The organism is Endozoicomonas sp. PH6C (assembly GCF_059322965.1).
Genome location: NZ_CP185342.1, coordinates 2,837,027 through 2,860,147, shown reverse-complemented (window position 1 = coordinate 2,860,147; position 23,121 = coordinate 2,837,027). Strand labels below are relative to the sequence as shown.

Here is a 23,121-nt window from a genome sequence, read left to right as displayed (position 1 = left end):
TAAAAAGGCTTACCTCTTACAAAACGAGCTTCATTGACTCTAGCCAGGTGACCGTTTCCGGCAACCTTTGCTTTCTTAGCCTGCTCAGATATTCATCAACCGTCAATGATGGTTTTTTTAAAGCACCTCTCGCCGAGCGGATCACGCCAATGACTTCTGCCGGATGCAGATCAATCAGATCATGAATAAAGCTGTCAGGATGAATAGCCTGAAGTTCATATGGGGTTAGGGCTTCATCAGGAAAGTCTTTCAGGTTATAAGTCACTATGACATCGGCATTAGCGACAATTGCCGCTGCAACAACATGCCGGTCATCCTGATCTGGTAGTTGAACTGAATCAATCAAGTGCTCAAAGCCTTCAACCACTGCATCCCGGACATGAGCGTTCATCAGCTGTCGGGTTTTATTGAGGTAGTTCTCATCAATGTCTGGACGATTGGCTTTCAGATTGCGAGTCCACTCATCATGAATTTTGTCTGTCCACTTGGCGCGAAAAGTGTCTGTTATCGCCAACCTTAACAACACGTCTCTTAACACCGAAGGATAAAGAACACAGGCATCAAAAACAGCAGTAAATTGAGAAGCCATTAATACTCCGGATCGTTCATCTGGGAGAGGGATGACAACTCATCCAAAGCTGAGAGTCGTTTAGCATCTATAGCTGCTTTGTAATCCATTAAATCCTGATACCGGACTCTGCGATGCCGACCAACCTTGTGGTGAGGGATTTCCCCCTCATCCAGCATTCTGACCAGATAAGGCCGGGAAACATTGAGAATATCAGCGGCTTCCTGAGTGGTCAGTTCCGCATGGATCGGGATGATTTTTACCGCATTGCCCTGTCCAAGTTGCGCCAGAATATCAACCAGCAGGCTCAACGCTCTGGTTGGAATCGACAACGCATGCTTTTCCCCATCCTTAGAGCTGATATCAATTTGCTGAGATTTAGCACCCGTCTCAAGAAAGGCTGAAATTTCCCGGCTGCACTCTTGTGCAATCGCAATCTCTTCAGCAGTAGGCAGAGTCAGTTTGTCTTTTGTAGTCATAGGTATTCCCTGATCGAATATTTACTAAGTTTTTTCCTTAACTGCAGTTTAATCGAAATAAACGAAATAGCAATAAACGAAATATTCGAACAAACCCGAACTTTCTGAGAGACATCATGGAAATCCCCCGCACCATCAACGACCCCATCCAGTTCCTGTTCTGGTCTCTGGATGAAATCTACCCCGTAGCCGTCGGCCTGATCTGGGGTATCTGGTTTGACCAGCTGCTGCTGGGCATGTTTCTGGGCTGGATGGCGATTCGTGTCTATCGCCGGTTTCGGGATCGTCACCCCGACGGCCACCTGAGCCACCGGCTTTACTGGCTGGGCTTTTATTTTGTAAAAGCCAGAACCTTGCCCAACCCTTATGTTCGGGTCTTTTACCCTTCCCGAAAATGACCATTCAAGACTATCTGCGTCGTTTGAAGCAATGGCGTCAGCAGCTCTGCGTGGACAGACTGATGCTGCTGGTACTGGTGCTGACGAATGCACTGCTGCTGATCCACTGCCTGAGTCGCAAACCGGCTGTTGAGCTGACTTTGCCATTGATGGATGGGCAGATCGTCATTCACTCCGGTGAGGCTTCGCAGATCTATTACGAATGGTGGGGGCTGTCTCTGGCTGAATTGCTGGGCAATCTCAATCCACAGAATCTGTCGTTTGTTGAATCCAGGCTGCAAAGTCTGCTTTCACCTAATCTGCACCGGCAAGTCCATGAAACATTGAATCGGCAGTTCCACCAGTTACGGGAAGACAATGTTTCCCTGAGCTTTGAGCCATTGCAGCTTGACTTTGATGAAAACACTCATGAGGTCAGAGTGACGGGGAACAGTGCTCTCTCATCAGGCCATCAGCGCATGTCTGGGCAGAAAACCTTTACCTTTCAGTTCAGTCTGATCCGTTATCGCCCTGTGCTTGCTGTCATCCAGATTGAATCTGATCTCAAGTAACCCTTCCTTTATTCAGAGATTCCTCTATGAACAAAACGCTTTTTGTTGCTGTCTGTTTTTACTGTTCATTGACTCTGGCAGCTGCACCAGTCAAGTTGCAGGTATCACCGGGTCAACAGCAACCCATAACCCTGAGTCGTCTACACCTGAATCGAATTGTCACGCCTTTTGCCGCTCCCCAGATTCGAACTATTGATCAGGCTGATATTCGGATTGAAGGTTCAGTGATTTATCTCTCTTCGCAGCAAGAAAAACCTTTTGTCGTCTACATCACTCCTCATGATAATGAGTCTCATGCCCTTTCTTTGCTGGTAACACCACTGGATGTTCCTCCCAAAGAAATCCAACTGTCACTATCAAAACAATGGCAGCAAAAAATCAGCCATAACAAGGCATTAGCAAAACGATTCGAAGAAGCCTCGGACTATCAGCAGGCTATCACGGAAGTGCTTGCTGCGCTGGTGAAGGGACAAATACCGGAAGGTTATGAACTGAGCGTTTTGCATCAATCTGATATTCAGCATTGCGAGCAGGACGGCCTGATGTTTGATTTTTCCAAAGGCCAGCAGGTTCAGGGGCATCACTTCAGCATTCTGATAGGTACTGCCCGAAATAACACCGAAAAACCGCTTACATTCCATGAAAAAAACTGTCAGGGCAGCCACACTGCCGCTGTCGCAATGTGGCCAAATAACACCCTGCATCCTGGCCAGCGAAGAGAGGTGTTTATTCTTCTGAATACGCCTGATTATGAATCTGCTCCCATATTGCGCCCTTCCCTGCTGACCAAATAATCATCAAGCAATGAACACCATCAACCATTATTTAACACCAAGAATAAAGCGTTATGGCATTGTGCTGGGTACCGCAGTGGTTCTGGTCACCCTGATTTTTACAACCAGTAAACGGCAGGATTCAGACATTACTAAAACTCCGGAGCAAACCACCTCCTCTGTGGACTTTACCGGAGTGCCACCGAAAGAGTTAACTCTGAACCGTATCAGTGGTGATCTGGAACGCATCCATCAGCAACAAAAAGCTTTGCATGAAGCGTATCAGCAAGAAATGGAGAGGTTGCAACAGGAAATTAGCCAGCTGAAGAAGCCCGATCAACCCACACTCTCTGTTCCTGAACCTCCGCTACCAGAGTCTGTTCCGGATGTATTGCAGTGGAATCATTACAGTCAATCACCAACAACCCAATAAAACGAAACTGATTACTATGACACACCTCCTCAACCACCCAGACCTATCCGGGTATTAGGAACTACCAACCCTCAGGCAGTCACCCTAAATTCAAAACCAGAGGATAAACCAAAGCTTTTGCGCTTACCGGCCGGAAGTCTGCTATCCGGCCAGTTAATCACCGGGCTGGATGTTCCGACAGGGCAAGGCGCAAGACGTGAACCTTATCCTGTCCTTATCCGCATCAAAGCTTCTGCCATTTTGCCCAATCGCTATCGCACTAACGTCAGGGAGTGCTTTGTTCTGGCATCAGGCTATGGCGATCTGAGTTCCGAGCGGGCTTATCTTCGCAGTGAAACCCTGTCGTGCATCCTCAAATACAACGACAAGGAAGAAGTGATTGAACGACCTTTAGAAGGTTATATCGCCGGAGAAGATGGCAAAGCCGGATTACGTGGCAGGCTGGTCAGTAAACAGGGGCAGGTTATGGCCAAGGCGGCTATGGCAGGCTTTCTCAGCGGTATCAGTGAGGCCTTTGATACCAAACCCGTCCCAGTCTTGTCTGTAATCCCCAACCAGAACGGCCAGATTCAGTCTCCTTTTCAGTCTGGCTTAAAGGGCAGCCAAGCTCTGCAAAGCTCTTTGATTAAGGGCAGTAACAAAGCATTGGAAAAGCTGGCAGATTTTTACCTGCAGCTGGCTGACCAGATGGTGCCCGTCATTGAAATCAGCGCCGAACGTAAGGTGGACCTGATTCTCACCCATGGTCTTAAGAACTAATCTTTCGAGGCTTTTTCTATGTGTAAACACGATACCAGAGCATTGCTTCTGATGGTTTCGCTGGTACCTGTTATTCAGGGCTGCTCACTGTTTGGTGTTGGTGAAGCTGAGTATGCCTGCCCGGAACCCGGCAAAGGCGTATGTAAATCGGCAAGACAGGTCTATCAGGATACCGGTTCAACGTCTGCTGAAAACCTGTTTCCTTCAGCTCCCAAAAACTATTCAGAACCCGATCTTCGTTTTGTAACGCCCGAAGCGATACCCAACCGCACACCCGCTCAAATCCTGAAAATCTGGATTGCACCCTGGGTTGACAAGCGGGGCAACTGGCACAGCGGCGGAGTTGTGATGACCGATATCGCACCAAGAGACTGGCAGTCTGCCATTCCCGTCTATTCACCGTCTAATGATTAATGGAGTCACTGAAGATGTATGTACTGCCTGCTGATAGACCACAACTTGTTATGAAGCTGCAGAAACTGATGGTGTCCCTGGCACCACTGATCATGCTTTCTTTACTACCACAGGAGCTGCAGGCGGCCAATCCTGTCAATGTGACAGGTTCCACTGACTTTGCGGAAATTTATGGTCGTTTGGTGGGTTGGATCAAGGGAGACCTGGGGCGAACACTGTCTATCTCTTTTGTCCTGATCGGACTGGCCTACGGCATGGCTCGAAACTCATTAATCGGCTTTGCTACCGGAGTGGGGGCCGCTGTCGGATTGCAGGTCACTCCCACCATTATTAATTCCATTTTCGGGCTTTAACCATGTCCACCTCAAAGGCTTTAGCCATTATCAATCAATGGTTACACCCGCATCACGCTGATGAAAAAATCCTATTACCAATCAATCTTCCAGAAGCTGATCAGTCTATACAACCAGGTTCAGGTTGCGCTGGGTATCAGGTGAGCACAGGAACAATCCTGCATCAGCAACAAAAGCTTTTGGAACAGTTAAACGAGCAGCTGAATTTGCCAGCAGACCTGCAGCGCATGTTTGACCAAACACTGGATAATCTCACCAACTGGCTCCATCTCTTACCTACTCATCCTCAGCACCACTGTGAACCAGCAGGCGCGATCCGCCATGCTCTGGAAACGGCCTTCTGGTCCGTCACAGCCATGCAGCAGATTCACAGAGACCACGACTTGTATCCAGATCAACGCAGAGCGAGGGAACCGCTATGGCGGTTAATGGCAGGGATCGCCGGACTTTTATATGACAGTGGGAGAATGACCTCTTGTCTTGTTGTTCAAACATCATCCGCAGAGCAATGGCCAGCGTTCCAGCAACCTCTTGGAAGCTGGTTGCAACAACACCGCATTAGCCATTACTCACCCCATTGGAAACAGTGTGATACCGATCCCGGGAAACCATTAAGACCAGAATATACGGCCATCAATCTGTTACTTTTGCCGCTGCTGACTCCTCAGGCATTCCGCAATGCCCTGCAACCCGACAACAGTAATGGTGCTCTCTGGCAGACTTTTATCGGTGCGCTTACCGGACAAAAAAGCGGCCATGGCGTATCGCAAATCATCGATGCCGTTGAGCTGGCACGTCTGAAAAGCATCAAATTGCATTTCGAAAATGCGGAGGCGCTTAACCAGATCACAAAACCGTCCAAAACTGAGGATCAGCCAACAGAGGAAAAGGATAATGAACTCGGTTGGCTTGAGCTGGTTATAGGTAACCTCCACGCAGAGGATATCAAATGGGCGAAAGACAGCCTTCTGCTGCCTTGGCCTGATGCGGTCAAATCCAGGGAAACTCCAGAACCGGATATTCTGCTCAAACAATGGAACCAGAGAGGTTGGATCAGACCTGTTGGGAACCAGATTATTTTTCGACGTAATGGCCGACTGGTCATTGCTCTGCAACCTGTCATTTCCGAACAGTGCAAACAATGGTTGCCAACAAAAAACATCACGGGGACACAGCATGATCAGTGATCGCCCTTATTTGCAAAACTGGCGGCCTATTTATGAGTTGAGTTCCTCTGCCGTATGGTTTTCCGCCATGATTACAGCCTATACATTGTCGTTTTACAGTTTACTGCCGCAGATTGGTTTTGTTCTAACCTCTACTTTCTGCGGGGCCATGATGTTCATTCGGCTGAGACAGGCTTTGCCAAGATGGCAACAGCATCGGCGGCTTAAGGGGAAAAAGCTGGCTCTGTTAAAGCTAACGGGAAAAAAATGCCATTCATTGCAAACAAAGAATCAGAAGCAAGGAGTCTGGTTAGGCTGGGGCTTTGAATGGCAACGGCTCCATGGACAAAGAGCCTGGGACTTATTACGAAGTGATAACCTGCCAGCCAAATCAGAAAAAAACATGGGAGCAGGCTGGATTCACGGTATGGAAGAACATGAGGAGCCGTTATATCAGCCTCTTGAACAGGCTCAGATGCATACCATGGTGATCGGTGTCCCGGGCAGCGGTAAAACCCGACTCTTTGATTTGTTGGTGACACAAGCCGTATTACGCAATGAGCCCGTTATTATCGTCGACCCAAAAGGCGACCATGATCTTGCCAGCCATACCCTCAGAAGTTGCGAGCTGTCAGGCAATCAATACCGGTTTATGAAGTTCCATCCGGGCTTTCCTGCCAATTCCATTCGTATCAACCTGCTACAGAACTTCAACCGTTCCAGCGAGCTGGCCAGCCGGATTTCTGGATTGATGCCTTCCGGTGGTGATAATGCACCCTTTCAGGCTTTTGCCCAAAAAGCCGTTGATGCCGTAGTTCAGGGCTATCTGCTCTGTGGTCAGCGCCCTACCCTTGTCATGATTCGTCAGGGACTGGAAGGTGGCGTCACCAGACTGCTAATCAGAGCGCTCACTATTGTCTGTACACGACACCTGGCTCAGGCAGCAGATATCATTCGGGCGAAGGAAGTTAAGGGCAAAAATAAAGCCGAAGCCGAGGCACGACGCTGGATAGAGTTCTATCGGGATAAGGTCATGCCTGAAACGCCCTGCACCGACGTGGAAGGACTGATCTCACTGTTTGAACATGATCGAGCCCACTATGGAAAAATGATTGCAACCTTACTGCCTGCCCTGGGAATGCTGACAGGAGGCCCACTGACCCGACTGCTATCACCCGATCCCACCGATACAGACGACCTGCGCCCCTGTACCCATACCGCCAGCCTGATTGAGCAAAACAAGGTGATGTATTTTGGGCTCGATTCCCTGTCTGATCCCATGGTCGGCAAAGCTATCGGACAGTTGCTATTGGCAGACCTGGCAGCCGTGGCGGGGGATCGTTATAACTACGCAGATAGCAACGACAAACCCATCAACCTGTTTGTCGATGAAGCCGCAGAAGTGCTTTGCCCTCAACTTCTGTCCCTGCTTAACAAAGGCCGGGGGGCTCAATTCCGGTTATACGTCGCTACCCAGACGCTGGCTGACTTTGAAGCTCAGTTAGGCTCGAAAGCGGCTGCCCAACAGTTTATAGACAACTGCAATCACCTTGTCTGCCTGAGAACACAAAACCCCGACACCCAGAAATTTATCACCGATAAACTGCCACCGGTTCGTTACCGCTACTTTATCCGTAATCAGGGCATCAGCACCGACGCTAACCGCCCTATGGAATTCACCGGCAACCTCAGTGAACAGCAATTAGAAGAAACCGGAGACTTGTTTCCGCCGCAACTGCTTGGTGAGCTGCCCAATCTGGAATGCGTTGCACGATTGGGCGGAGGACGTTTATTGAAAGGAAGAATCCCGATTCTTTGCTCCCCAAAATCCTGAATCTTTGATTCCATCTTTCTTATGACAACTTCTCAAAAACAAACCAGCCCCGTTGCAATCTGGTGTTTTGGAATCGGTCTGATACTGCTTTGGTTGGTGTTTTCGGACCAAAACATGAACCAGTACCTGTACAAAGAGCAGCAACAATATGCTCAAAGGCTGGGGCAGGAGAACGCTGTATGGATTATACGAACAGGCGACCAATTATATGCAGCCACCATTATGAAATCGGGTATTCAGCGCTTTCTTTTGGAACATACGACTACAGATCGAAACTCGGGTGAAGGGTTGGCAAAGGCCATGGAGCTCATTCAGGGTGTGGTTAAGAGCTTGCTTAGTCTGATACGACAGCTGTTCTATCGAATCTCCGTATTGCTGGCTTGCCTGCCATTCTGGGGCGTAATGTTTATTGCAGCTATTCTCGACGGCCTTTTGATCCGAAAAATCCGTTATCACGATTTTCACTATACCAGTCCATTGCAAAACCTCTGGAGCCGACGGGCATCAAAATGGATTCCGGGTTTATTTCTTTATCTAATCATCATCCCTCTGCCGGTTCCAGTATTGCTGATTCCTGCCGCCGCCTGGCTGGCTGCACTATGTCTGGGATGGTGGACAGCCAACTGGCAGAAGAAAGTCTGATGCCCTTCGTTCTGCTATTAGTCGGAATATGTTCAGTGACTGCTTCAGCTGAACAACAATGGTTTAGTCGCCACTCCGAAGGCTGGTTCTGGTATGAGCAGATTGCCGAGCCAGAAACCGACGAGAATGTAGCCAACGATCAAACCAAAAGACACCAGCCACTCACAACCGCATGGATCAGAGATAATATCGGTCAATACCTGGACAAAGCCATCGACCTTCCCAGTAGAGAAAACGTGAGTAAATACCTCTATCTCGACAGGCTGATAAAAGAAAAAGCAGAACGGTTTGCCTATGTTGGTAAACAAATCATCGAAAGCGACCCCATGCTGGATGAAAATGTCCGTCGACCAATCTCTCCGGCAGCGGCAAAAATCAAAGATGATATGGCTCATAAGGCCAGGGAAATTATTTTGAGAAAAGTTGCCCGGATAGCCGGCCTGGTTTTCTACTACCGGGGCAGCTGCAGACTTTGCCATATTCAGGCCAGGACAGTGCAGCTCCTGAGCATGGAATACGACTTTGAACTGATCACCATCTCTACCGATGGACAGTTGATACCAGCATTCCCAAACAGTCGAATAGAAAGGTCGCCACCTGCATCTCTGAATATTGCCACATACCCTGCACTGTTTCTTATGCAGCCTCCTGACAACATCGTTCTTATACGACAAGGCTCCACATCTTTGACTGCCCTGACGGAACGTATTGTTGATGTTGCCTATCAACAAGGCTGGATCAATAAAGATGACTTCCAGAAAACCAGAATCACCAATGAAACCTGGGATAAAGGTTTGCTAACTGAAAAAATAAATCTATTTAGCAAGCCTCACTTTAACCCTCACTAATACCCAATGTCATAGTCTGAATATTATGAATACTGAACTGATGCTCTTTGCCAAGTACGAGAAACCTTACGTCCGCCTCGAAGAGGTATGTGACGAGTTTTTTGGTTTATGTGAGAAAAAAGCCAAAGCAGCGGCAGCTTCCCAACAACTACCTGTACCGGTAGTGCGACTGACTGAAAGTAGGAAGTCGCCGATGATGATTCGGTTGTCAGACTTGGCCAAATATCTTGATAATCGGCATCAAACCTATAGCAGTACTTGGGAAAAGGTTAGAGGAGTACGTTGATCAAAACAGCACAGTTTATGATATTTAATATATTGACACCTTAGGTATTAATATCTGCATTTAGACAAACCTGTCTGTTTGGCATAAGATATAAATTAACACCTTGGGTATTAATATGTCATCTAAAATAAACTGGCTGATAAACCATACCTCTCCGGGTTCTCTGGTGCTCCAACAATGGCTGACGGAGAACGGTATCCGTTATTCTCTAGCCCAGAAATATGCCAAAAGCGGCTGGTTGAAGAGACTCAGCTCTGGTGTCTACTATCGTCCGGAACCCAGTGGCAAGATCAAACCTGACTGGCCGGACGCATTGCAGGCTCTTACTCAACAGTTACAGTTGCCAATACACCTTGCAGGGCTTAGCAGTTTGACTCACCAGGGGCTTAGCCATTATCTGCAACTGAATTCAGAACAGGTCTGGGTTGGGACCAGAAGCAAGCAAATCCTGCCCAAATGGTTTCGGGAGTTTTCCGAACAGCCCTGGTTATATACTGGTAACCAAAAGCTTTGTGAACTAACTGACAAAGATTTCACTACAGTAACCGTAAAAGGAAAGGAACTCAGAGCCAGTCGCCCAGAACTCGCAGCTTATGAAGTGGTCGATGCTATCGGGAAAAATATTCGTTTTGAACACGTCGCCGAATTATTTCAGGGTTTAGTTAACTTGAGCCCAAGAAAAGTGCAGTCACTTCTTAATCGCAGTAGTGCTGTTCAGACCAACCGCATATTTCTCTTTCTGAGTGATTACTATGGCCATCAATGGTTTGGCCGTCTTGATGAATCTCAAATACAACTCGGTTCAGGTAAACGTCAAGTAGTGACTAACGGTCGATTCGACGAGCGTTACCAGATCACTGTTCCTCAATCTCTACACTATCCTGCATCGTAAAAGAAGATCAGACTAAAATGGACAAAAAATCCGTTTATTACCAACAGCTGTCCCTGTTGATCCAAATGCTGCCAGTTGTGGCAACCGAGCCTGTCTTCGCCCTGAAAGGCGGAACAGCCATCAATTTGTTTGTTCAGAATTTTCCTCGACTTTCTGTAGACATTGACCTTGCCTACCTTCCTCTCGAACCATGGGATGAAGCACTGAAAAATGTTCGCTCAGCACTCGAACGTATAGCTGAGCGGATTAATACGCAGCCTTCAACCAGTGCAGTGCTTCAGGACAACCGACAAGACGAATTAAGAATTATTGTTACTACAGAATCCGTAACCATCAAAATCGAAGTCTCTCCTGTTGCCCGGGGTACACTGCATGACCCAGAGTTGCTGCCTGTGGTTGAGTCAGTAGAGGATGGATTTGGCTATGCTGAAATACCTGTTGTCAGTCAGGCCGATTTATATGGAGGAAAGCTTTGTGCTGCTATGGATCGCCAGCACCCACGAGACTTGTATGATGTACAGCGAATACTAAATGCAGGTGGAATTTCCAGAGAGATATTTACTGGCTTTCTAACCTACACACTGAGCCATCCACGCCCAATACATGAAGTCATGTCACCACGCTGGAAAGAGTTGGAGCAAACGTTTTACGATGAGTTTGCCGGTATGACGAACGAACCAGTGGAATTGAACGAACTAATAGAAACCCGTTCTCGTATGGTGGCAGCCTTGCAAGCTCACTTCACCGAGAGAGACCAGGATTTTCTATTATCTTTCAAACGAGGCAAGCCAGACTGGACACTGTTTGACGAGCCTTCTGCTGCAGAACTTCCCGCTATCCGCTGGAAGCTAAAGAATATTCAGCGGTTGTCAAAAAACAAAGACAAGCATCAGCAGCAGCTTGAAAAACTGGAGAATACACTGAAGCAGTGGCTACAGGTTTAGAAAGTATGCACTGACCACAGCAGGCAGAACTTTAAGTTTCTTACTCCGTTCCCCATGAAAGCGACATCGAAACCTTGAGCAACTGCCTGTTCACCAGCTCATTTTCAGCCCAGTAATTATTTTCTATTCTCTTGCACTGCCCCCATAAATCCGGTGGCTCTTTGTGCAAGAGGTGAGTATAGCGCCGCAGATGCTCCCAGGTTTTATGACCACTACGAAGTGCCACTTCAGGAATCGACATATTTTGCTCAAACAGCCTTGATACACCTTCGTGCCGAAAGGAATGAAACCGGATATCTGGAAACCCAAGCTCTTTCGTCCAATAGGAAAAGCGCACAGCGATAGATTTTGCCTTATAAGGAAATATCCGGTCTTCCCCCTCGAACTTTGGCTGCCTCTCAATAATTTCAAGACACTCAACAGGTATGGGCACTTTTTGATGGTTCCCGAATTTATTGTTGGGGTCTTTCCTGTCTTCAATGATCACAAGCCCATGCTCCATATCGAGCTGACTGTACTTGATGCTACAAACCTCTCCCTCACGAAAGGTGCTGTATATGCTGAACATCATGATGTGATGGTGAGGTATGGTTCCAGTAGGTTTGTTATAACCAGCCAGTAGTACCTGATATAGCTGAAGTATCTGTTCCTCAGTAGGCCGTATGTCGTGCCGTCGGGATTTTCCCACCAATCCGAGCTTCCAAAGCTCCTTCATCACTTCATCATTAATAAAACTCTTGAAGTAAATTCCTACCCTCTTTTGCCAGCTGACGGCACGCCTCAGTACAGAGACATATAAATGATTGGTCGATGGAGTAACCGTCTCCAGTCGTTCATCGAGGATTTTGATTAAATCCTGCTCGGTAATTTCATTTGACCTCTTCTCTGCCAGCCAGCTTTTCTCCCAAAATTTGATCGCCTGCATATCCCGATAGCTGATCTGCTTTTCTTCTGGCATGGTACCCTGTTTTAGCCTGTAATGTTCAAGGTAAGATTTCAGGGTAATATCGCCGGTTCGAGACTGAGCCGCCTCGTACTTTGGTTCCTCTTTTTCCGCTTCTCTCAGCATTTCCTTTTCAACCTGTTTTGCCCAGGCACGTCCTGACGGCTTGTCCGGAAATGTCATCTGTTCTTTGGCTACGAAATGCTTTTTCATGACCTGAACGATGAACTTGTAAACAGTGCCTTTCTTCCGCTTTCGGGTGTCGCAATAGATACTCATCAGCATTACCTTTCAAGCAAGTTTTTGGGAGTAAATTTGGGAGTAAATGCTGATGAATTATAGGTGTTTCAAGGGGTTTTATAGTTCTCAACGGTAATCAGAATTGCAGTAAAACAAGAGGTTAGAGTGACAGGAAGGGGCGCTTAACGTGATGTGGTATGAGTTTCACACCAATCATTTTGATGAAGAGACCGGGGAGCCAATCAATAAGGATTGATGCTGGTCTTTGGGAGCGATTATTTACTCTCAAACTCAATCCTTGATTTCTGAACATGCTCAATAAGAAACTACAATTTCGAACCATCCACTGAAGTCTGATTCAGTTGCCAGGGAGAAAACGCCACTCTACTGCAAAAAGCAGTGAGTGGCGTTTTTGGAGAACCGAAAAACAAGAACCGGAAAAACAGGGAAACCAAGACAAGAAAAATAAACAGAGAAAAACAAGAAAAACAGAGAAAAACAGCAGAGAAACAGAGAAAAACAAGAGAAAAACAGAAAAGCAGCAGAAAAACACAGAAAAACAGAGAAAAACAGGACATCCATTAGCAGAAAAACAGGACAGAAAAACAGGACATCCATTAAAAAAAAAGAAAAAAAATAGGAAAAAAAATAGGACATCCATTAAAAGGAAAAAAATAGGATATCCGCATAAGATATAAATACAGTCCACAAACCGCGAGCCTAGCAGCCCATCAAACCCTGACAGCCACTCAAAATCATCGTTTGTCATAACAAACGACAAGCGAAACACTCAAAAGAGAAAAAAGTCAGAAATAGCAAGGCTCCCCATATGACAGGGGCAACAAACAACAACGGAAAAGTCGGGCAATCAGCTTACGCCATTAAATAAACGACTACAGGTAAACAATCCCTGTACCCATTGCTGCCCCATTTCCTGAGCAAAATTTTTCATGACTTCCAGCCTGCCCACTGCCCGATAGAAGCGGTTATTCAATCTCATGGTTTTGAGCCATTCATTTGAATCAATTTCCAGTCGGGTCAGAATGGGTGGGATATCTGAAGGGATTGAACCTTTCTTATCTGATCGAACTGCACGCCCACTCCAGTCAACCAGCTCAAGATAATCGTGAAGAATATAAGGCAATGCCTTAGCCGGATTTTGCCCCTGTGATCGGAAAGGCATAAGGGTGATTGGCTGCTTTCGGGTATTAGAACCTGCCACATTTTCTATTCGTTCCTGTATCGACGTGTAGTCTGATCCTTCTGGAGTTTCCGCCATTTCAGCACGGAGCGGATTCAGGTCAACATAGACCATGCAGGTCAACAACGCTGCCTCATCTAACAACGCCTGACTTTTAAACCGCCCTTCCCAGAAGCGACCTTTGCAGCCATCTTCCTGGTTAGCCTCACGGGCAAGATATTCGTTCAGACAACGCATGAACCAGCTGATATTCGTTAAACGATTTCGATACTCTTCAACAAATTCATCCAAACGAGCCAGCTCCGAATGACTCAACTGGTCAGCAGCAAGATATCTCTGAACCAGGAGCGGCCCTGTGAAAAGCCTTGTCCATCGACTCAAAATTTCATCTCGTGTCCACTCTCTGGCAGGCTTCTGATTGATATGCAAAACCACATGATAGTGATTCGACATAACCGCATAGGCGCAGACCTCTATAGAAAAGATTGAAACCAGTTCCCTGAGCTTATCTACAACCCACTGCCGACGGTGCTCGTAGTTTTTGCCCGTTAAATGATCCTCTCCGCACAAATATGCTCTGCGTACGCATCGAGCTATACAGTGATAATAAGGCGTGCAACCTGGGTCGATCAGAGAACTTCGCGCACGGGTCATAATCTCTCCTGCCAGAACTAAAAATCAGCGACAGGGAACAAAGTTAGACGAGCTGGCTTGTTTGTCAAATATAAGGATGTCTTATAATCAGTGTATAATCAGTGATAGTGGCACACCAGTAACTGGCTATCTTAGAAGGATGATCTATAAAGAAGGTGTTTATAGGTAGTTTTTCATTTTAGGAAGGCATTTTGATGCATATGTTTAAAGCTACTGGAGTACTGCTACTAATTTTAGTTATATCTGTTAAAGCCAAATCTGACCCTCTGGAAATATACTCACACTACGGCTATGAAATAAATCCAACTCTTGTGTATTTGGTTATAAGCTATCCTTTCATTCACGGTCTTCTTGAGCATCTGTACGCGCTGTCAGATAACTTTATCTTTGCACTAATGCAGCTGGTTTACAGAAGTTCATCAGATGCTGTCGATGAAAGAAACATGATTAATATGGAAAGAAGGTTAGCCACTACATTAGATCGTAATAAAACTGTCAATTACTTCAAAGAGCGCTTATACAAAAATAAGTGGTGGGCTAAAAAAAAACTATAGCCACCTGAATCAGGTAGCTGGATGTCTCTACTCTCCAGCCCCCAAGCACATCGACATTCGGGTCCGCACCGGGGTAGGTTCATCGAGGATGGTTAAAGCTGATCCATAAGCCCTCCAGAGAAACAAGCCCAAGGTTTGCAAGACAAGAAAAGTGTCGTTCAATGCCTCACTGTACAAGGTAGATGTCGCTTCGGCAATTCTACAGGCTATGGAAAATCTCAGAGAGCAATACAGCCGTGTTGTTGACGGTTAAGCTTATGAGACTCCTGCCAATCAGGTGCAGCCAAAAGTCATCATTGAAGACTTTTGGCTGCGGCCATTTTTTTTGAACCACCAAGGGTGTTCTTGTCTGTTGAATGGCGATCGCTGATGAGAGAGCTCCTGGTGGATGTGCCTGCAGATACGTCGATTTCAGCAAATACTCTGAGCTCTTTTATGCAGTTGGATTTAGCTAAGTAGAATTCTGAATATGAGCTAGTACATTGGATGTCCCACATATGCTTCCCACATATGCTTTTCCCACATATGCTTTTGAAGACTCTTGGCTGCGGCCATTTTTTTGAACCACCAGAATGTTCTTGTCTGTTGAATGACGATTGATGATGAGAGAGCTCCTGGTGGATGTGCTGACGGATACGTCGATTTCAGCGAATACTCTAACAGTTGGATTTAGCTCAGTAGAACTCTTAATATGAGCTAATATATTGGATGTCCTATATATGGGTAGCTCAGTAGAACTCTTAATATGAGCTAATATATTGGATGTCCTATATACTATAATATATGAGCTAATATATTGGATGTCATATATATGTAATATATGTAATGAATGGATGTCAGTCAGAATTCGCTGTGAATTTTCTGGGGTTTTCTGACAGGCACTATATATGCCCCTATATATGCCCATGAACAGAGCCACATCGTCATATAGCAATATGACAAAAATCAATTCTTGTATAATGTTCTATGTGATAAGTAATAGCGAGGATGAAATCATGAAATCAATCATCTCCTTTTTAATTTCTCTGCTGCTATTTTTTTCGTTTTCTTTGTTTGCTGATTCTTTTGTATTCGACAATCCGGATGAATACACTATAGAAGTATTTGATGGAGATTCACTCATATACGACCAGCATGATAGAAGCATTTATCTTGATCGAAATCCTAAAACCAATTACTTCATAGTAAGAGTAGACAAGTTCACAACTCCTATAAATCTGGTATTAAACACTTCTTTAAATGATCAGTTCTATACAGGAGGTTGTAATTATAGCTTTACACTAAGTAAAAAAAATGGATGGGCTTTTGAGGGCAGTGATTTTCCTTGCACAAAAAGCCAGGACCATTTAAAAGGTGATGCTCCTTTATTTATCATCCGAAATGATTCGAGTGACCTAAGTGATCCAACTAAAAAAGGAATCAATGTCTACCCAGCAATTGCCGCAACTAAAAACGGTTTTACCGCTGATAACCAACGAGGGTTTCTCTATCCAGGAGACACCAGACCTATTACTGAAGACAATATCATATTAATAAACTTAGGTATAAAACGTGGTTCAAATATACAATTAGGATTTTTTGATCCTGGCATTCCTGGCTATATAGGTTGTGGGGATGATGTAATTCCTTATACCGGTCGATATACATTCACACTGACAAAAGATAAAAAGTGTATCATTGCAAAAAATATTAACCAGGTAAAAGCTGACTGATTATTGGAATGTTTAAAAATGGGAGTCTCAGTAATTTAGCTGTCTTCCGGTTGCACACCATATACAGCTAAACATAGGCTCCCATCTTTTAATCTGTATATTCTGTTGACATCAATTGCCATTTTTGATGGCCACCGGGTTGATAGCTACAAGGTTTTCTCAAAACTGTCAACAGGTCAGGCAAAAGCCCGACCTGAATCAACGGACTTACTTTTTCATCCAGGCCTCGGACCAGTGCAAACCGGTTCCCGGAGCGTAATACAAAGCAGACTGATTACACCAACCAGAGTAAGGGAAAGGCTTGCACTGATAGATCTCGCCATCTGTGCCAAGGACAACTGAACCAGGCTGATAGCTACCTTTACCTTCCGGATACTTATATTCGTAATTCGGTGTCGGAGAGGGTGTGGGAACGTTATCTGCTTTTATGACGGAAGTGGATGCTGAGTGTTTAGTGTCAGGAGCCCAGATACGATTGCTGAACAGGTTGTCTTCATCATACATCAAATGATTCATCTCCTGATGCCAGATACCAATGAAGGCTTTACCCTGATTGCGATCATTCACCTTCAGTGCCAACTCTGTGGTCCAGAGGTTAAAGTCGGCATTGCTGCTGGTAATGGCAATCTGCTCATCCGCCACTTCTTTACCTGTGCCGTCAAAGAGTCGGAAGCGGACCCTGTCACCAGCTTCAGCAATATCGTGCCCGGTACTCACATAGGTTCCAACATTCACCAGCTCAGGTGAAGGATCCGGATCTGGAGAAGGTGTTGGAGCTGGTGTCACCCCATCACTGCTGAAAGCAATGTCAGAACAGTTATAGAAGCCTTCTCCTGCAGGGTCAGCGCGTTGCCACCGCACATAAAGAATACCGGTACCGCTTCTTCCTTCGGGAATATTGATATCCATCTCGAAATACCCGTTCACTACGGGCAGGTCATCATGGCTGTTGATCAATTCGAGATCGGACCAGTGCAACCTTTGTAGGGAAGAATCAAATCCGGGTCTGGTCAAATAAATTCGCCAATAGCTGGGGTTGTGAGGTGCAGTTGCCCTGAATCTCAGTGTGTGTGTACCGGCAGACAATTCAGTCTTCTGCCACTGCGAGGAAGGAATATCCATGCCCGCTTTGGCGGCAGAGCCAGCACTGCAAAGACTACCATCTGTCACAACCGACCTGACAGCTGCGTTGTTATTATAATCAATAACATTGGCTGCAAACTCATTCTTCTGAACAAAAGGGTATGTACCAGACTCCAGAAACGCAGCACGACAAGCTGCATTGGGAATCGTGGAGCCATCCTGATTACCCCAGTAACCCCCATCATCAGCACAGATTGTCTGCCTTGCTTTGGGAAATTCAGTCCAGCCATGACCAATAGCCATACTGGAAAACACTGCAGTGGCCAGCGATGCCAGCCCGACAAAAGAAGTTTTTATCATTTTTATTCTCATCTTTATTTTCTACCCAGACAAAAGCCATGGGATATAAATACGACTTTCAAATACTAATATTAAGACGATGACAATAAAACTTGCGAATAATACCTACTGAGAATTATCCCGCTGTGTCAGGATAGTTGTCCCGCTCACTGATTAACCAATAAAAGCTAGACAGTGGGCGATGGACGTTGAATATGCCTCGTTTTTCAGAGGAACGTAAATCAGCTGTTTTGAAAAAACTGTTACCACCACACAATCGCTCTGTGCCGGATGTTGCCAGAGAGGAAGGTATCAGCGAACAAACCCTGTATAATTGGCGTAAAAAACTACGGGACAAAGGATTACCTGTGCCAGGGAACGAACAAAAATCAGAACAATGGTCTGCTGAAAGCAAGTTTGCCGTGGTCGTCGAAACCGCTGCTTTGTCAGAAACAGAGTTAAGTGAATACTGCCGTAAAAAAGGGCTTTATCCTCAACAAGTCAAGGAGTGGAAGCACGCTTGTATTTCAGGTGCTGTTCAGGCTTCTCAGCGTGCAGACCAGGAAAGCAAGCAATTAAAACAAGAGCGTAAGCGCAATCAGAGCCTTGAAAAAGAGCTTCGCCGTAAAGACAAGGCGTTGGCAGAAGCTGCAGCCCTGCTGGTGCTATCAAAAAAGCTCGATGCCTTCTACGGGATAGACAGCGAGGACAACTGACACCTGTCGATAAGCGCCGCCAACTGCTGACATGGTTTGATGAGGCTATAGCAAACGGCGCTTCTCGCTGGAAGGCTGCTGAACAATTGGAAATATCCCTGAAAACACTGAATCGCTGGCGCGATGACAATGGTGCAGTGTTAACGGACAAACGCCCGGATGCCTTGCGCCCGGTACCCTCTAACAAACTGACTGAGGAAGAGGAGCAACGTATTCTGACTATCAGTAATGAAGATGAGTATGCGAGCCTGCCACCATCGCAGATCGTGCCAGCCCTTGCAGACAAGGGAGTATACGTTGCTTCTGAATCTAGCTTTTACCGTGTGTTGAAAAAGTATGGTCAGTTGCACCACCGCGGTCGTTCAAGAAAGCGATCGAAAAGCAACAAGCCGACAACCTATGTTGCTACTGGCCCTAACCAGGTCTGGTGTTGGGACATCAGTTACATACCTTCCAGGGTACGCGGCCAGTTCTGGTACCTCTACCTGATACTGGACGTTTACAGTCGTAAGATTGTTGGTTGGGAGATTCATAGCCGTGAGTCTGGTGAGTTAGCCAGTGAACTGATTAACCGGACAATGGTGGCTGAAAAATGCACTAAAACACCGCTTGTACTGCACTCAGACAATGGGGCTCCAATGACGTCGAGTACCTTTAAGGCCAAGCTTGAGGAATTGGGCATTATTCCCTCTCATAGTCGCCCAAGGGTGAGTAATGATAACGCATTTGCAGAATCGATCTTTAAAACGGTGAAGTACTGTCCTCAGTGGCCATCTCAAGGTTTTCTGACGTTAGAACACAGTCGACAGTGGATGCTGAAGTTTGAGCGCTTTTATAACAATGAACACCGCCATAGCTCAATCCGCTTTGTGACACCTGCGCAACGGCATGAGAAAAGAGATCAGGAAATCCTGAATCACCGGAAACAGGTGTATACCAAAGCGCGAGAAGCTAATCCAACGCGCTGGTCAGGAGTTATCAGAAACTGGGAGCCTGTAGGTGCGGTTGCACTGAATCCTGAGCGGTTGTCTGAAGCAAGAATTAACGAGAAAAAGGCAGCCTAAAATTCAGTTTTCGGGACAACTATCTTGAAAAACTCCGTTATTGTCAATACAGAATCCGCAACCATCAAAATAAAGTGATGCTGACCCTATTTTGGCCATGTCATTCTACCTCTCACTCTGAACCTCTCTCTCCAAAACAGACAGTTCACAGGTATCAGAATTATAGAGAAAAACATCCAGTTCAAGTCCTAACTTTTTTTTCACTAAGTTCCGGAACAACTTACAGTCTTCTGAAATATAATTAACAATGAGACTCGATAAACCTGCCTCAGTATTTTTTCCATATTTTTTTTCATATGATGATAAATTAACGACCATTCCAACAATGGATTTTTTCGAGTATGAAATAATAAGTTCGTTTTCTAGAGGGCATTTTTCCGAGTTATACTTTAGATCCAATGAATCTTGCAGTGCAGAAATGGACTCCTTTTTAAATTCATGACTCCCCGTTACCGTTCGGTAGTACCCTCCAAAACTGGTTTCCAGCTCAAAGTATTTTGCTTTTTTGGCTTGTTCATTTTTTAAAAAAAAGTTTAAGTCGAAGGCTTTCTCGGGTATTGAAACCCGAAGATCCTGACCTGTAAGCCTCGAGTAAATATTCTGTAGCGCAAAGTTAAAGTATGTGTTCAACATTAAAGAAACAGCTTCTGATCCGGCATACTCTTGATCTATTACCTTAAAGAGCTCATCTTTTACAAATTCATGCTTGTTTAAACTCCACTTACAAAATTCGCCTTGATTATCCAGTAATTGTGTATACACATCTTTCGAATATATAGCCTTTACTTCGCACTTATCACGCTCAAGAAGAAAACCAATATCTCTGAATAACTCAATTGGAACATTGGGGGACATATAGCTTACTGATGACACTTGAATGCATTTTCTATGTTTTAGCTCATCCACCTCTAAACGTACTCTGTCATAGCCTGAACGCAGACCACCTTTTCTGATGACGAATCGTTTGGGATTTTCAAGCATTTTGGCAATAAGTTTTCCTTCCTTGAAGGCCTTTATAACTTTACTTTGTTTGCAAGCATTACTGTTACCAGGCAGCTTATCAGGCTTATCCACAGACATTGCAGATGGCTGTAATAAGGCAGCTTGATCTTGAAACCATTCTGAATCAGGCTGTGTGGGTAAAATTTGATCAACTCTACTTTTATGCGAAGGAAAACTATGCTGCCTTGCAACAGAATATTCTTCTAATTTTCTTCTTGTCCTCAAGATTTCCGGTTTGAATTCATCATCATCTTTAAGGACAAGGTTTTTAGGAGAAGGATCGACTGTCACAGGAGAATATGCACTTCCATCTCTCGTTTGAGGCAGCGCCATAGTTGATGCAGTTAATACTGGGTTGATAGTTGAATCCATGATTAAGCCCTTTCTTGATAAAATGAATGTTTAGAGCCCTAGTCTTCAAGAAAAGTTCATAACAGCAACGACAGCACCCCTAACAAAATCCCTCAGAGACTGCCCGGTCACCTCGCTGGACCGCCAGAATCGAGCCTTTTTTGGCGTCTGACTGACAAATCTTTTGCACTGCATGTCACAATTCTGTGACCATGATTAAGTCATGACTGCCCAGAGCAGAGAGTATTTCGACAATTCTTTTACCAGGCCCCTTGACTGAAGCTGTGCGATAAACTCCGAATGGTAACTCCAGACTCCATGAACAAAAGCTTCTGGAGCAGAGATATGCTTTAACAGAGAGCAGAGATTAGAAATACTTACCAATGACGCCTATTGTTCACATTTATACTTAAGTAGTACTTCAGTAGGTTATTTTTATCATGACTTCAATTTTTTATTTACCTCAATTCCGGAGAATAAAAAGCAGAAAAATACTTCTCTGTGTCCTGCTGTCTTTTTTTTTGCCCGCCGCTTTTTCTGCCTGGGAGTTTAAATATTCTCATAGCCTTACGAAATACTGCAATGAAGCAGGCACCAAACTGAAGGAGGACAGTCCTTATCAGTATTTCCTGTGCATCTCAAAAAAAAAGAACAAAGCATCTACGGTTTCAAAAGCTGTGAGCCAGGTCATGCCTGTTCCGATGGTGGCTGTTCCAATGAGCCCACCGAGCGAACAACCAGGCTCTGATGACCCTGAAATTTATTCGGGCTATACCGAAATTGTTATAACCAATACACTTGCCGCAACACCAACTTCTTCGTCTTTAACTGTTTTAGGCGCCATTAGTCTCAATAAAAGTCATGTGGCCGTTAGTGAAAGCGAGTTACCCACACAGGCTCCCCCTATAGCAATAAAAAATGCCTTAGAAACTTTCAGGCAATCCACTGTCTTTAGCGCAAATCCTGATGGAACTCCAATCTACTTTACAACTTCGGCTGTTCAGATGAACGCTGAAAGAGCCAGAACTATTCATGAAGAGATAGGAAAAATAGTAAAACACCTGGATGATCTTGATGAACTAAACGAAGAAATTCCACATTGGATCAGGAGAGTCTGGTTAATGATCCGAAGTTACTATCCGACTTTCACTCGATTCAGCCCTGCAGGGGCATTATTTGTTTCAATATTTTCACCGCTCTACACAAAGCCACTGGAAAACACTTTTACTGACTATATAGAACAACCTTCTTATAACTTCACAGGCTGCCGTGTTTTTGTCATTATCAACACTGAAAGGTTAATAAGGGATATGTACCAACAGGGCGTATTAATTTTTGATCCTAAAAATGGTTTTCCGCTATTGACCAGCGCCAATACGGTGAGAGAATTTGCTTTATCAGCCAACAAATCTGTGCACTCATTTAAGACTAAAGGCGAGTTCATTAGCTTTTCAGACAACTCACTCCAGTGTCAGTGCCCCATTTGCAGCAAAACAGGAAGGCATGCGGCCAGTGCATTTGGAGGCTGTCTGGTTGATGGAATAGTATTACCCAATGTCCTTTTCGTTAATGTCATAGATGAAGTGCGTAATCGACTTGACTCACCTATCGGCAATATATCAGAGATTGAAATGTATGTTCATAACATCTCTGACCCCCGCTTATTAGACCGACCTCTAAAAACCAGGCTCTATAATTTTGTAAATTTCAGTTCTTTTGATGACACGAATGAAAAATTCTTTGGGCGGCACTCCCCGTGCCAATGTGAAAGCTGTCCGAATGTACCGACTAAAGAGTCGGAAGCCTCTGCAGTTTTAGTGACTTTTATTGTGAACGGATTAGTCTTTGTTGCTGCAACAGCAATGGCTATAGCCTTCAACAATGGCCTGAGACGTGTAATCATACATGCCAGAGAACGGTAA

25 protein-coding genes are annotated in these 23,121 nt (G+C 45.3%); 19 read left to right on the top strand and 6 right to left on the bottom strand.

Translation table 11 applies throughout. The features are described 5' to 3' along the window. Positions 1–16 precede the first annotated feature (16 nt). A complete protein-coding gene (locus ACOMG9_RS10745; RefSeq protein ID WP_422137535.1) occupies positions 17–589 on the bottom strand; it encodes a VapC50 family PIN domain-containing toxin in 573 nt (190 codons plus the stop codon). Continuing rightward, entirely contained in the window at positions 589–1,047 is a 459-nt protein-coding gene (locus ACOMG9_RS10740) for a helix-turn-helix domain-containing protein (RefSeq protein WP_257279627.1), read from the bottom strand. The genes ACOMG9_RS10745 and ACOMG9_RS10740 overlap by 1 nt, the downstream gene beginning before the upstream one ends. A 116-nt stretch (positions 1,048–1,163) precedes the next feature. Between ACOMG9_RS10740 and traL the strand changes: the two genes are divergently transcribed. The 14 genes from traL (at position 1,164) to ACOMG9_RS10670 (ending at position 11,340) form a co-directional block, all read left to right on the top strand. Next, a complete protein-coding gene (traL, locus tag ACOMG9_RS10735; RefSeq protein WP_252180164.1) occupies positions 1,164–1,445 on the top strand; it encodes a type IV conjugative transfer system protein TraL in 282 nt (93 codons plus the stop codon). Between the two features lie 50 nt (positions 1,446–1,495). After that, entirely contained in the window at positions 1,496–1,996 is a 501-nt protein-coding gene (locus ACOMG9_RS10730; protein WP_494530244.1) for a TraE/TraK family type IV conjugative transfer system protein, read from the top strand. Positions 1,997–2,022: 26 nt separating this feature from the next. Further along, positions 2,023–2,790: a hypothetical protein gene (locus tag ACOMG9_RS10725; protein WP_448216884.1), complete on the top strand. Its 768-nt coding sequence runs from the start codon at positions 2,023–2,025 to the stop codon at positions 2,788–2,790. Between the two features lie 10 nt (positions 2,791–2,800). After that, positions 2,801–3,202 carry a hypothetical protein gene (locus ACOMG9_RS10720; protein ID WP_494530243.1) on the top strand — a complete coding sequence of 134 codons (402 nt, stop codon included), beginning with the start codon at positions 2,801–2,803 and terminating at the stop codon, positions 3,200–3,202. A gap of 117 nt (positions 3,203–3,319) precedes the next feature. Beyond that, complete coding sequence (locus ACOMG9_RS10715; protein WP_494530242.1) at positions 3,320–3,961, top strand: TraB/VirB10 family protein; 642 nt, start codon at positions 3,320–3,322, stop codon at positions 3,959–3,961. Positions 3,962–3,979: 18 nt separating this feature from the next. Continuing rightward, positions 3,980–4,375: a TraV family lipoprotein gene (locus ACOMG9_RS10710; protein ID WP_448216882.1), complete on the top strand. Its 396-nt coding sequence runs from the start codon at positions 3,980–3,982 to the stop codon at positions 4,373–4,375. A 14-nt stretch (positions 4,376–4,389) separates the two neighbouring features. Beyond that, on the top strand, positions 4,390–4,728 hold the full coding sequence (gene traA / locus ACOMG9_RS10705) for a TraA family conjugative transfer protein (RefSeq protein ID WP_448216881.1): 339 nt from the start codon (positions 4,390–4,392) through the stop codon (positions 4,726–4,728). A 2-nt stretch (positions 4,729–4,730) separates the two neighbouring features. Continuing rightward, positions 4,731–5,915, top strand: a complete 1,185-nt coding sequence (locus ACOMG9_RS10700) for a TraI domain-containing protein (RefSeq protein WP_494530241.1) — start codon at positions 4,731–4,733, stop codon at positions 5,913–5,915. Beyond that, the gene (traD, locus tag ACOMG9_RS10695; protein WP_494530240.1) at positions 5,905–7,728 is read left to right on the top strand and encodes a conjugative transfer system coupling protein TraD; all 1,824 of its coding nucleotides are present in this window, start codon (positions 5,905–5,907) and stop codon (positions 7,726–7,728) included. Before ACOMG9_RS10700 ends, traD begins: the two co-directional genes overlap by 11 nt. A 114-nt stretch (positions 7,729–7,842) precedes the next feature. Then, a complete protein-coding gene (locus tag ACOMG9_RS10690) occupies positions 7,843–8,370 on the top strand; it encodes an IncC plasmid conjugative DNA transfer DtrJ family protein (protein ID WP_448216878.1) in 528 nt (175 codons plus the stop codon). Then, positions 8,328–9,218 carry a conjugal transfer protein TraF gene (gene traF, locus ACOMG9_RS10685; RefSeq protein ID WP_494530239.1) on the top strand — a complete coding sequence of 297 codons (891 nt, stop codon included), beginning with the start codon at positions 8,328–8,330 and terminating at the stop codon, positions 9,216–9,218. The genes ACOMG9_RS10690 and traF overlap by 43 nt, the downstream gene beginning before the upstream one ends. Before the next feature lie 25 nt (positions 9,219–9,243). Continuing rightward, positions 9,244–9,504, top strand: a complete 261-nt coding sequence (locus ACOMG9_RS10680) for a pyocin activator PrtN family protein (protein WP_448216876.1) — start codon at positions 9,244–9,246, stop codon at positions 9,502–9,504. Between the two features lie 115 nt (positions 9,505–9,619). Continuing rightward, entirely contained in the window at positions 9,620–10,396 is a 777-nt protein-coding gene (locus tag ACOMG9_RS10675; protein WP_448216875.1) for a type IV toxin-antitoxin system AbiEi family antitoxin domain-containing protein, read from the top strand. A gap of 17 nt (positions 10,397–10,413) precedes the next feature. Beyond that, positions 10,414–11,340, top strand: coding sequence for a nucleotidyl transferase AbiEii/AbiGii toxin family protein (locus ACOMG9_RS10670; RefSeq protein WP_448216874.1), 927 nt, complete (start codon positions 10,414–10,416; stop codon positions 11,338–11,340). A 40-nt stretch (positions 11,341–11,380) separates the two neighbouring features. On the opposite strand, the gene ACOMG9_RS10665 is transcribed toward ACOMG9_RS10670, so the two are convergent. Then, entirely contained in the window at positions 11,381–12,562 is a 1,182-nt protein-coding gene (locus ACOMG9_RS10665; RefSeq protein ID WP_494530238.1) for a tyrosine-type recombinase/integrase, read from the bottom strand. A 323-nt stretch (positions 12,563–12,885) separates the two neighbouring features. On the opposite strand from ACOMG9_RS10665, the gene ACOMG9_RS10660 reads away from it, so the two are divergent. Beyond that, entirely contained in the window at positions 12,886–13,221 is a 336-nt protein-coding gene (locus ACOMG9_RS10660; protein WP_494530237.1) for a hypothetical protein, read from the top strand. A gap of 170 nt (positions 13,222–13,391) precedes the next feature. Here ACOMG9_RS10660 and ACOMG9_RS10655 read toward each other — a convergent pair whose 3' ends face one another. Then, a complete protein-coding gene (locus ACOMG9_RS10655; RefSeq protein ID WP_494530236.1) occupies positions 13,392–14,378 on the bottom strand; it encodes a transposase in 987 nt (328 codons plus the stop codon). A 194-nt stretch (positions 14,379–14,572) separates the two neighbouring features. Here ACOMG9_RS10655 and ACOMG9_RS10650 point away from each other — a divergent pair, with 194 nt between their 5' ends. Together ACOMG9_RS10650 and ACOMG9_RS10645 are read left to right on the top strand one after the other, a co-directional pair. Further along, positions 14,573–14,932 (top strand): hypothetical protein, encoded by a 360-nt coding sequence (locus ACOMG9_RS10650; protein WP_422475034.1) that lies wholly within the window; start codon positions 14,573–14,575, stop codon positions 14,930–14,932. 995 nt (positions 14,933–15,927) lie between these two features. Then, positions 15,928–16,644 carry a hypothetical protein gene (locus ACOMG9_RS10645; RefSeq protein ID WP_494530235.1) on the top strand — a complete coding sequence of 239 codons (717 nt, stop codon included), beginning with the start codon at positions 15,928–15,930 and terminating at the stop codon, positions 16,642–16,644. A 207-nt stretch (positions 16,645–16,851) separates the two neighbouring features. On the opposite strand, the gene ACOMG9_RS10640 is transcribed toward ACOMG9_RS10645, so the two are convergent. After that, positions 16,852–18,087: a lytic polysaccharide monooxygenase gene (locus ACOMG9_RS10640; RefSeq protein ID WP_494530234.1), complete on the bottom strand. Its 1,236-nt coding sequence runs from the start codon at positions 18,085–18,087 to the stop codon at positions 16,852–16,854. A 194-nt stretch (positions 18,088–18,281) separates the two neighbouring features. Between ACOMG9_RS10640 and ACOMG9_RS10635 the strand changes: the two genes are divergently transcribed. After that, positions 18,282–19,846 (top strand): IS3 family transposase gene (locus ACOMG9_RS10635; protein WP_448215008.1). Its coding sequence is split into 2 segments (ribosomal slippage): positions 18,282–18,735 and positions 18,735–19,846, totalling 1,566 coding nucleotides; the frame shifts between segments, so codons are not numbered across the junction. A gap of 105 nt (positions 19,847–19,951) precedes the next feature. On the opposite strand, the gene ACOMG9_RS10630 is transcribed toward ACOMG9_RS10635, so the two are convergent. Continuing rightward, positions 19,952–21,220, bottom strand: a complete 1,269-nt coding sequence (locus tag ACOMG9_RS10630) for a hypothetical protein (RefSeq protein ID WP_448216867.1) — start codon at positions 21,218–21,220, stop codon at positions 19,952–19,954. 419 nt (positions 21,221–21,639) lie between these two features. Between ACOMG9_RS10630 and ACOMG9_RS10625 the strand changes: the two genes are divergently transcribed. Beyond that, positions 21,640–23,121, top strand: coding sequence for a hypothetical protein (locus ACOMG9_RS10625; protein WP_448216866.1), 1,482 nt, complete (start codon positions 21,640–21,642; stop codon positions 23,119–23,121).

What these genes read in the sequence shown, in the direction of transcription:
- ACOMG9_RS10745 (WP_422137535.1), bottom strand. Translation starts at nt 589, where the DNA reads ATGGCTTCTCAATTTACTGCTGTTTTTGATGCCTGTGTTCTTTATCCT.
- ACOMG9_RS10740 (WP_257279627.1), bottom strand. Translation starts at nt 1,047, where the DNA reads ATGACTACAAAAGACAAACTGACTCTGCCTACTGCTGAAGAGATTGCG.
- traL (WP_252180164.1), top strand. Translation starts at nt 1,164, where the DNA reads ATGGAAATCCCCCGCACCATCAACGACCCCATCCAGTTCCTGTTCTGG.
- ACOMG9_RS10725 (WP_448216884.1), top strand. Translation starts at nt 2,023, where the DNA reads ATGAACAAAACGCTTTTTGTTGCTGTCTGTTTTTACTGTTCATTGACT.
- ACOMG9_RS10720 (WP_494530243.1), top strand. Translation starts at nt 2,801, where the DNA reads ATGAACACCATCAACCATTATTTAACACCAAGAATAAAGCGTTATGGC.
- ACOMG9_RS10710 (WP_448216882.1), top strand. Translation starts at nt 3,980, where the DNA reads ATGTGTAAACACGATACCAGAGCATTGCTTCTGATGGTTTCGCTGGTA.
- traA (WP_448216881.1), top strand. Translation starts at nt 4,390, where the DNA reads ATGTATGTACTGCCTGCTGATAGACCACAACTTGTTATGAAGCTGCAG.
- ACOMG9_RS10700 (WP_494530241.1), top strand. Translation starts at nt 4,731, where the DNA reads ATGTCCACCTCAAAGGCTTTAGCCATTATCAATCAATGGTTACACCCG.
- traD (WP_494530240.1), top strand. Translation starts at nt 5,905, where the DNA reads ATGATCAGTGATCGCCCTTATTTGCAAAACTGGCGGCCTATTTATGAG.
- ACOMG9_RS10690 (WP_448216878.1), top strand. Translation starts at nt 7,843, where the DNA reads ATGAACCAGTACCTGTACAAAGAGCAGCAACAATATGCTCAAAGGCTG.
- traF (WP_494530239.1), top strand. Translation starts at nt 8,328, where the DNA reads ATGTCTGGGATGGTGGACAGCCAACTGGCAGAAGAAAGTCTGATGCCC.
- ACOMG9_RS10680 (WP_448216876.1), top strand. Translation starts at nt 9,244, where the DNA reads ATGAATACTGAACTGATGCTCTTTGCCAAGTACGAGAAACCTTACGTC.
- ACOMG9_RS10675 (WP_448216875.1), top strand. Translation starts at nt 9,620, where the DNA reads ATGTCATCTAAAATAAACTGGCTGATAAACCATACCTCTCCGGGTTCT.
- ACOMG9_RS10670 (WP_448216874.1), top strand. Translation starts at nt 10,414, where the DNA reads ATGGACAAAAAATCCGTTTATTACCAACAGCTGTCCCTGTTGATCCAA.
- ACOMG9_RS10665 (WP_494530238.1), bottom strand. Translation starts at nt 12,562, where the DNA reads ATGAGTATCTATTGCGACACCCGAAAGCGGAAGAAAGGCACTGTTTAC.
- ACOMG9_RS10655 (WP_494530236.1), bottom strand. Translation starts at nt 14,378, where the DNA reads ATGACCCGTGCGCGAAGTTCTCTGATCGACCCAGGTTGCACGCCTTAT.
- ACOMG9_RS10650 (WP_422475034.1), top strand. Translation starts at nt 14,573, where the DNA reads ATGCATATGTTTAAAGCTACTGGAGTACTGCTACTAATTTTAGTTATA.
- ACOMG9_RS10645 (WP_494530235.1), top strand. Translation starts at nt 15,928, where the DNA reads ATGAAATCAATCATCTCCTTTTTAATTTCTCTGCTGCTATTTTTTTCG.
- ACOMG9_RS10640 (WP_494530234.1), bottom strand. Translation starts at nt 18,087, where the DNA reads ATGATAAAAACTTCTTTTGTCGGGCTGGCATCGCTGGCCACTGCAGTG.
- ACOMG9_RS10630 (WP_448216867.1), bottom strand. Translation starts at nt 21,220, where the DNA reads ATGGATTCAACTATCAACCCAGTATTAACTGCATCAACTATGGCGCTG.
- ACOMG9_RS10625 (WP_448216866.1), top strand. Translation starts at nt 21,640, where the DNA reads ATGACTTCAATTTTTTATTTACCTCAATTCCGGAGAATAAAAAGCAGA.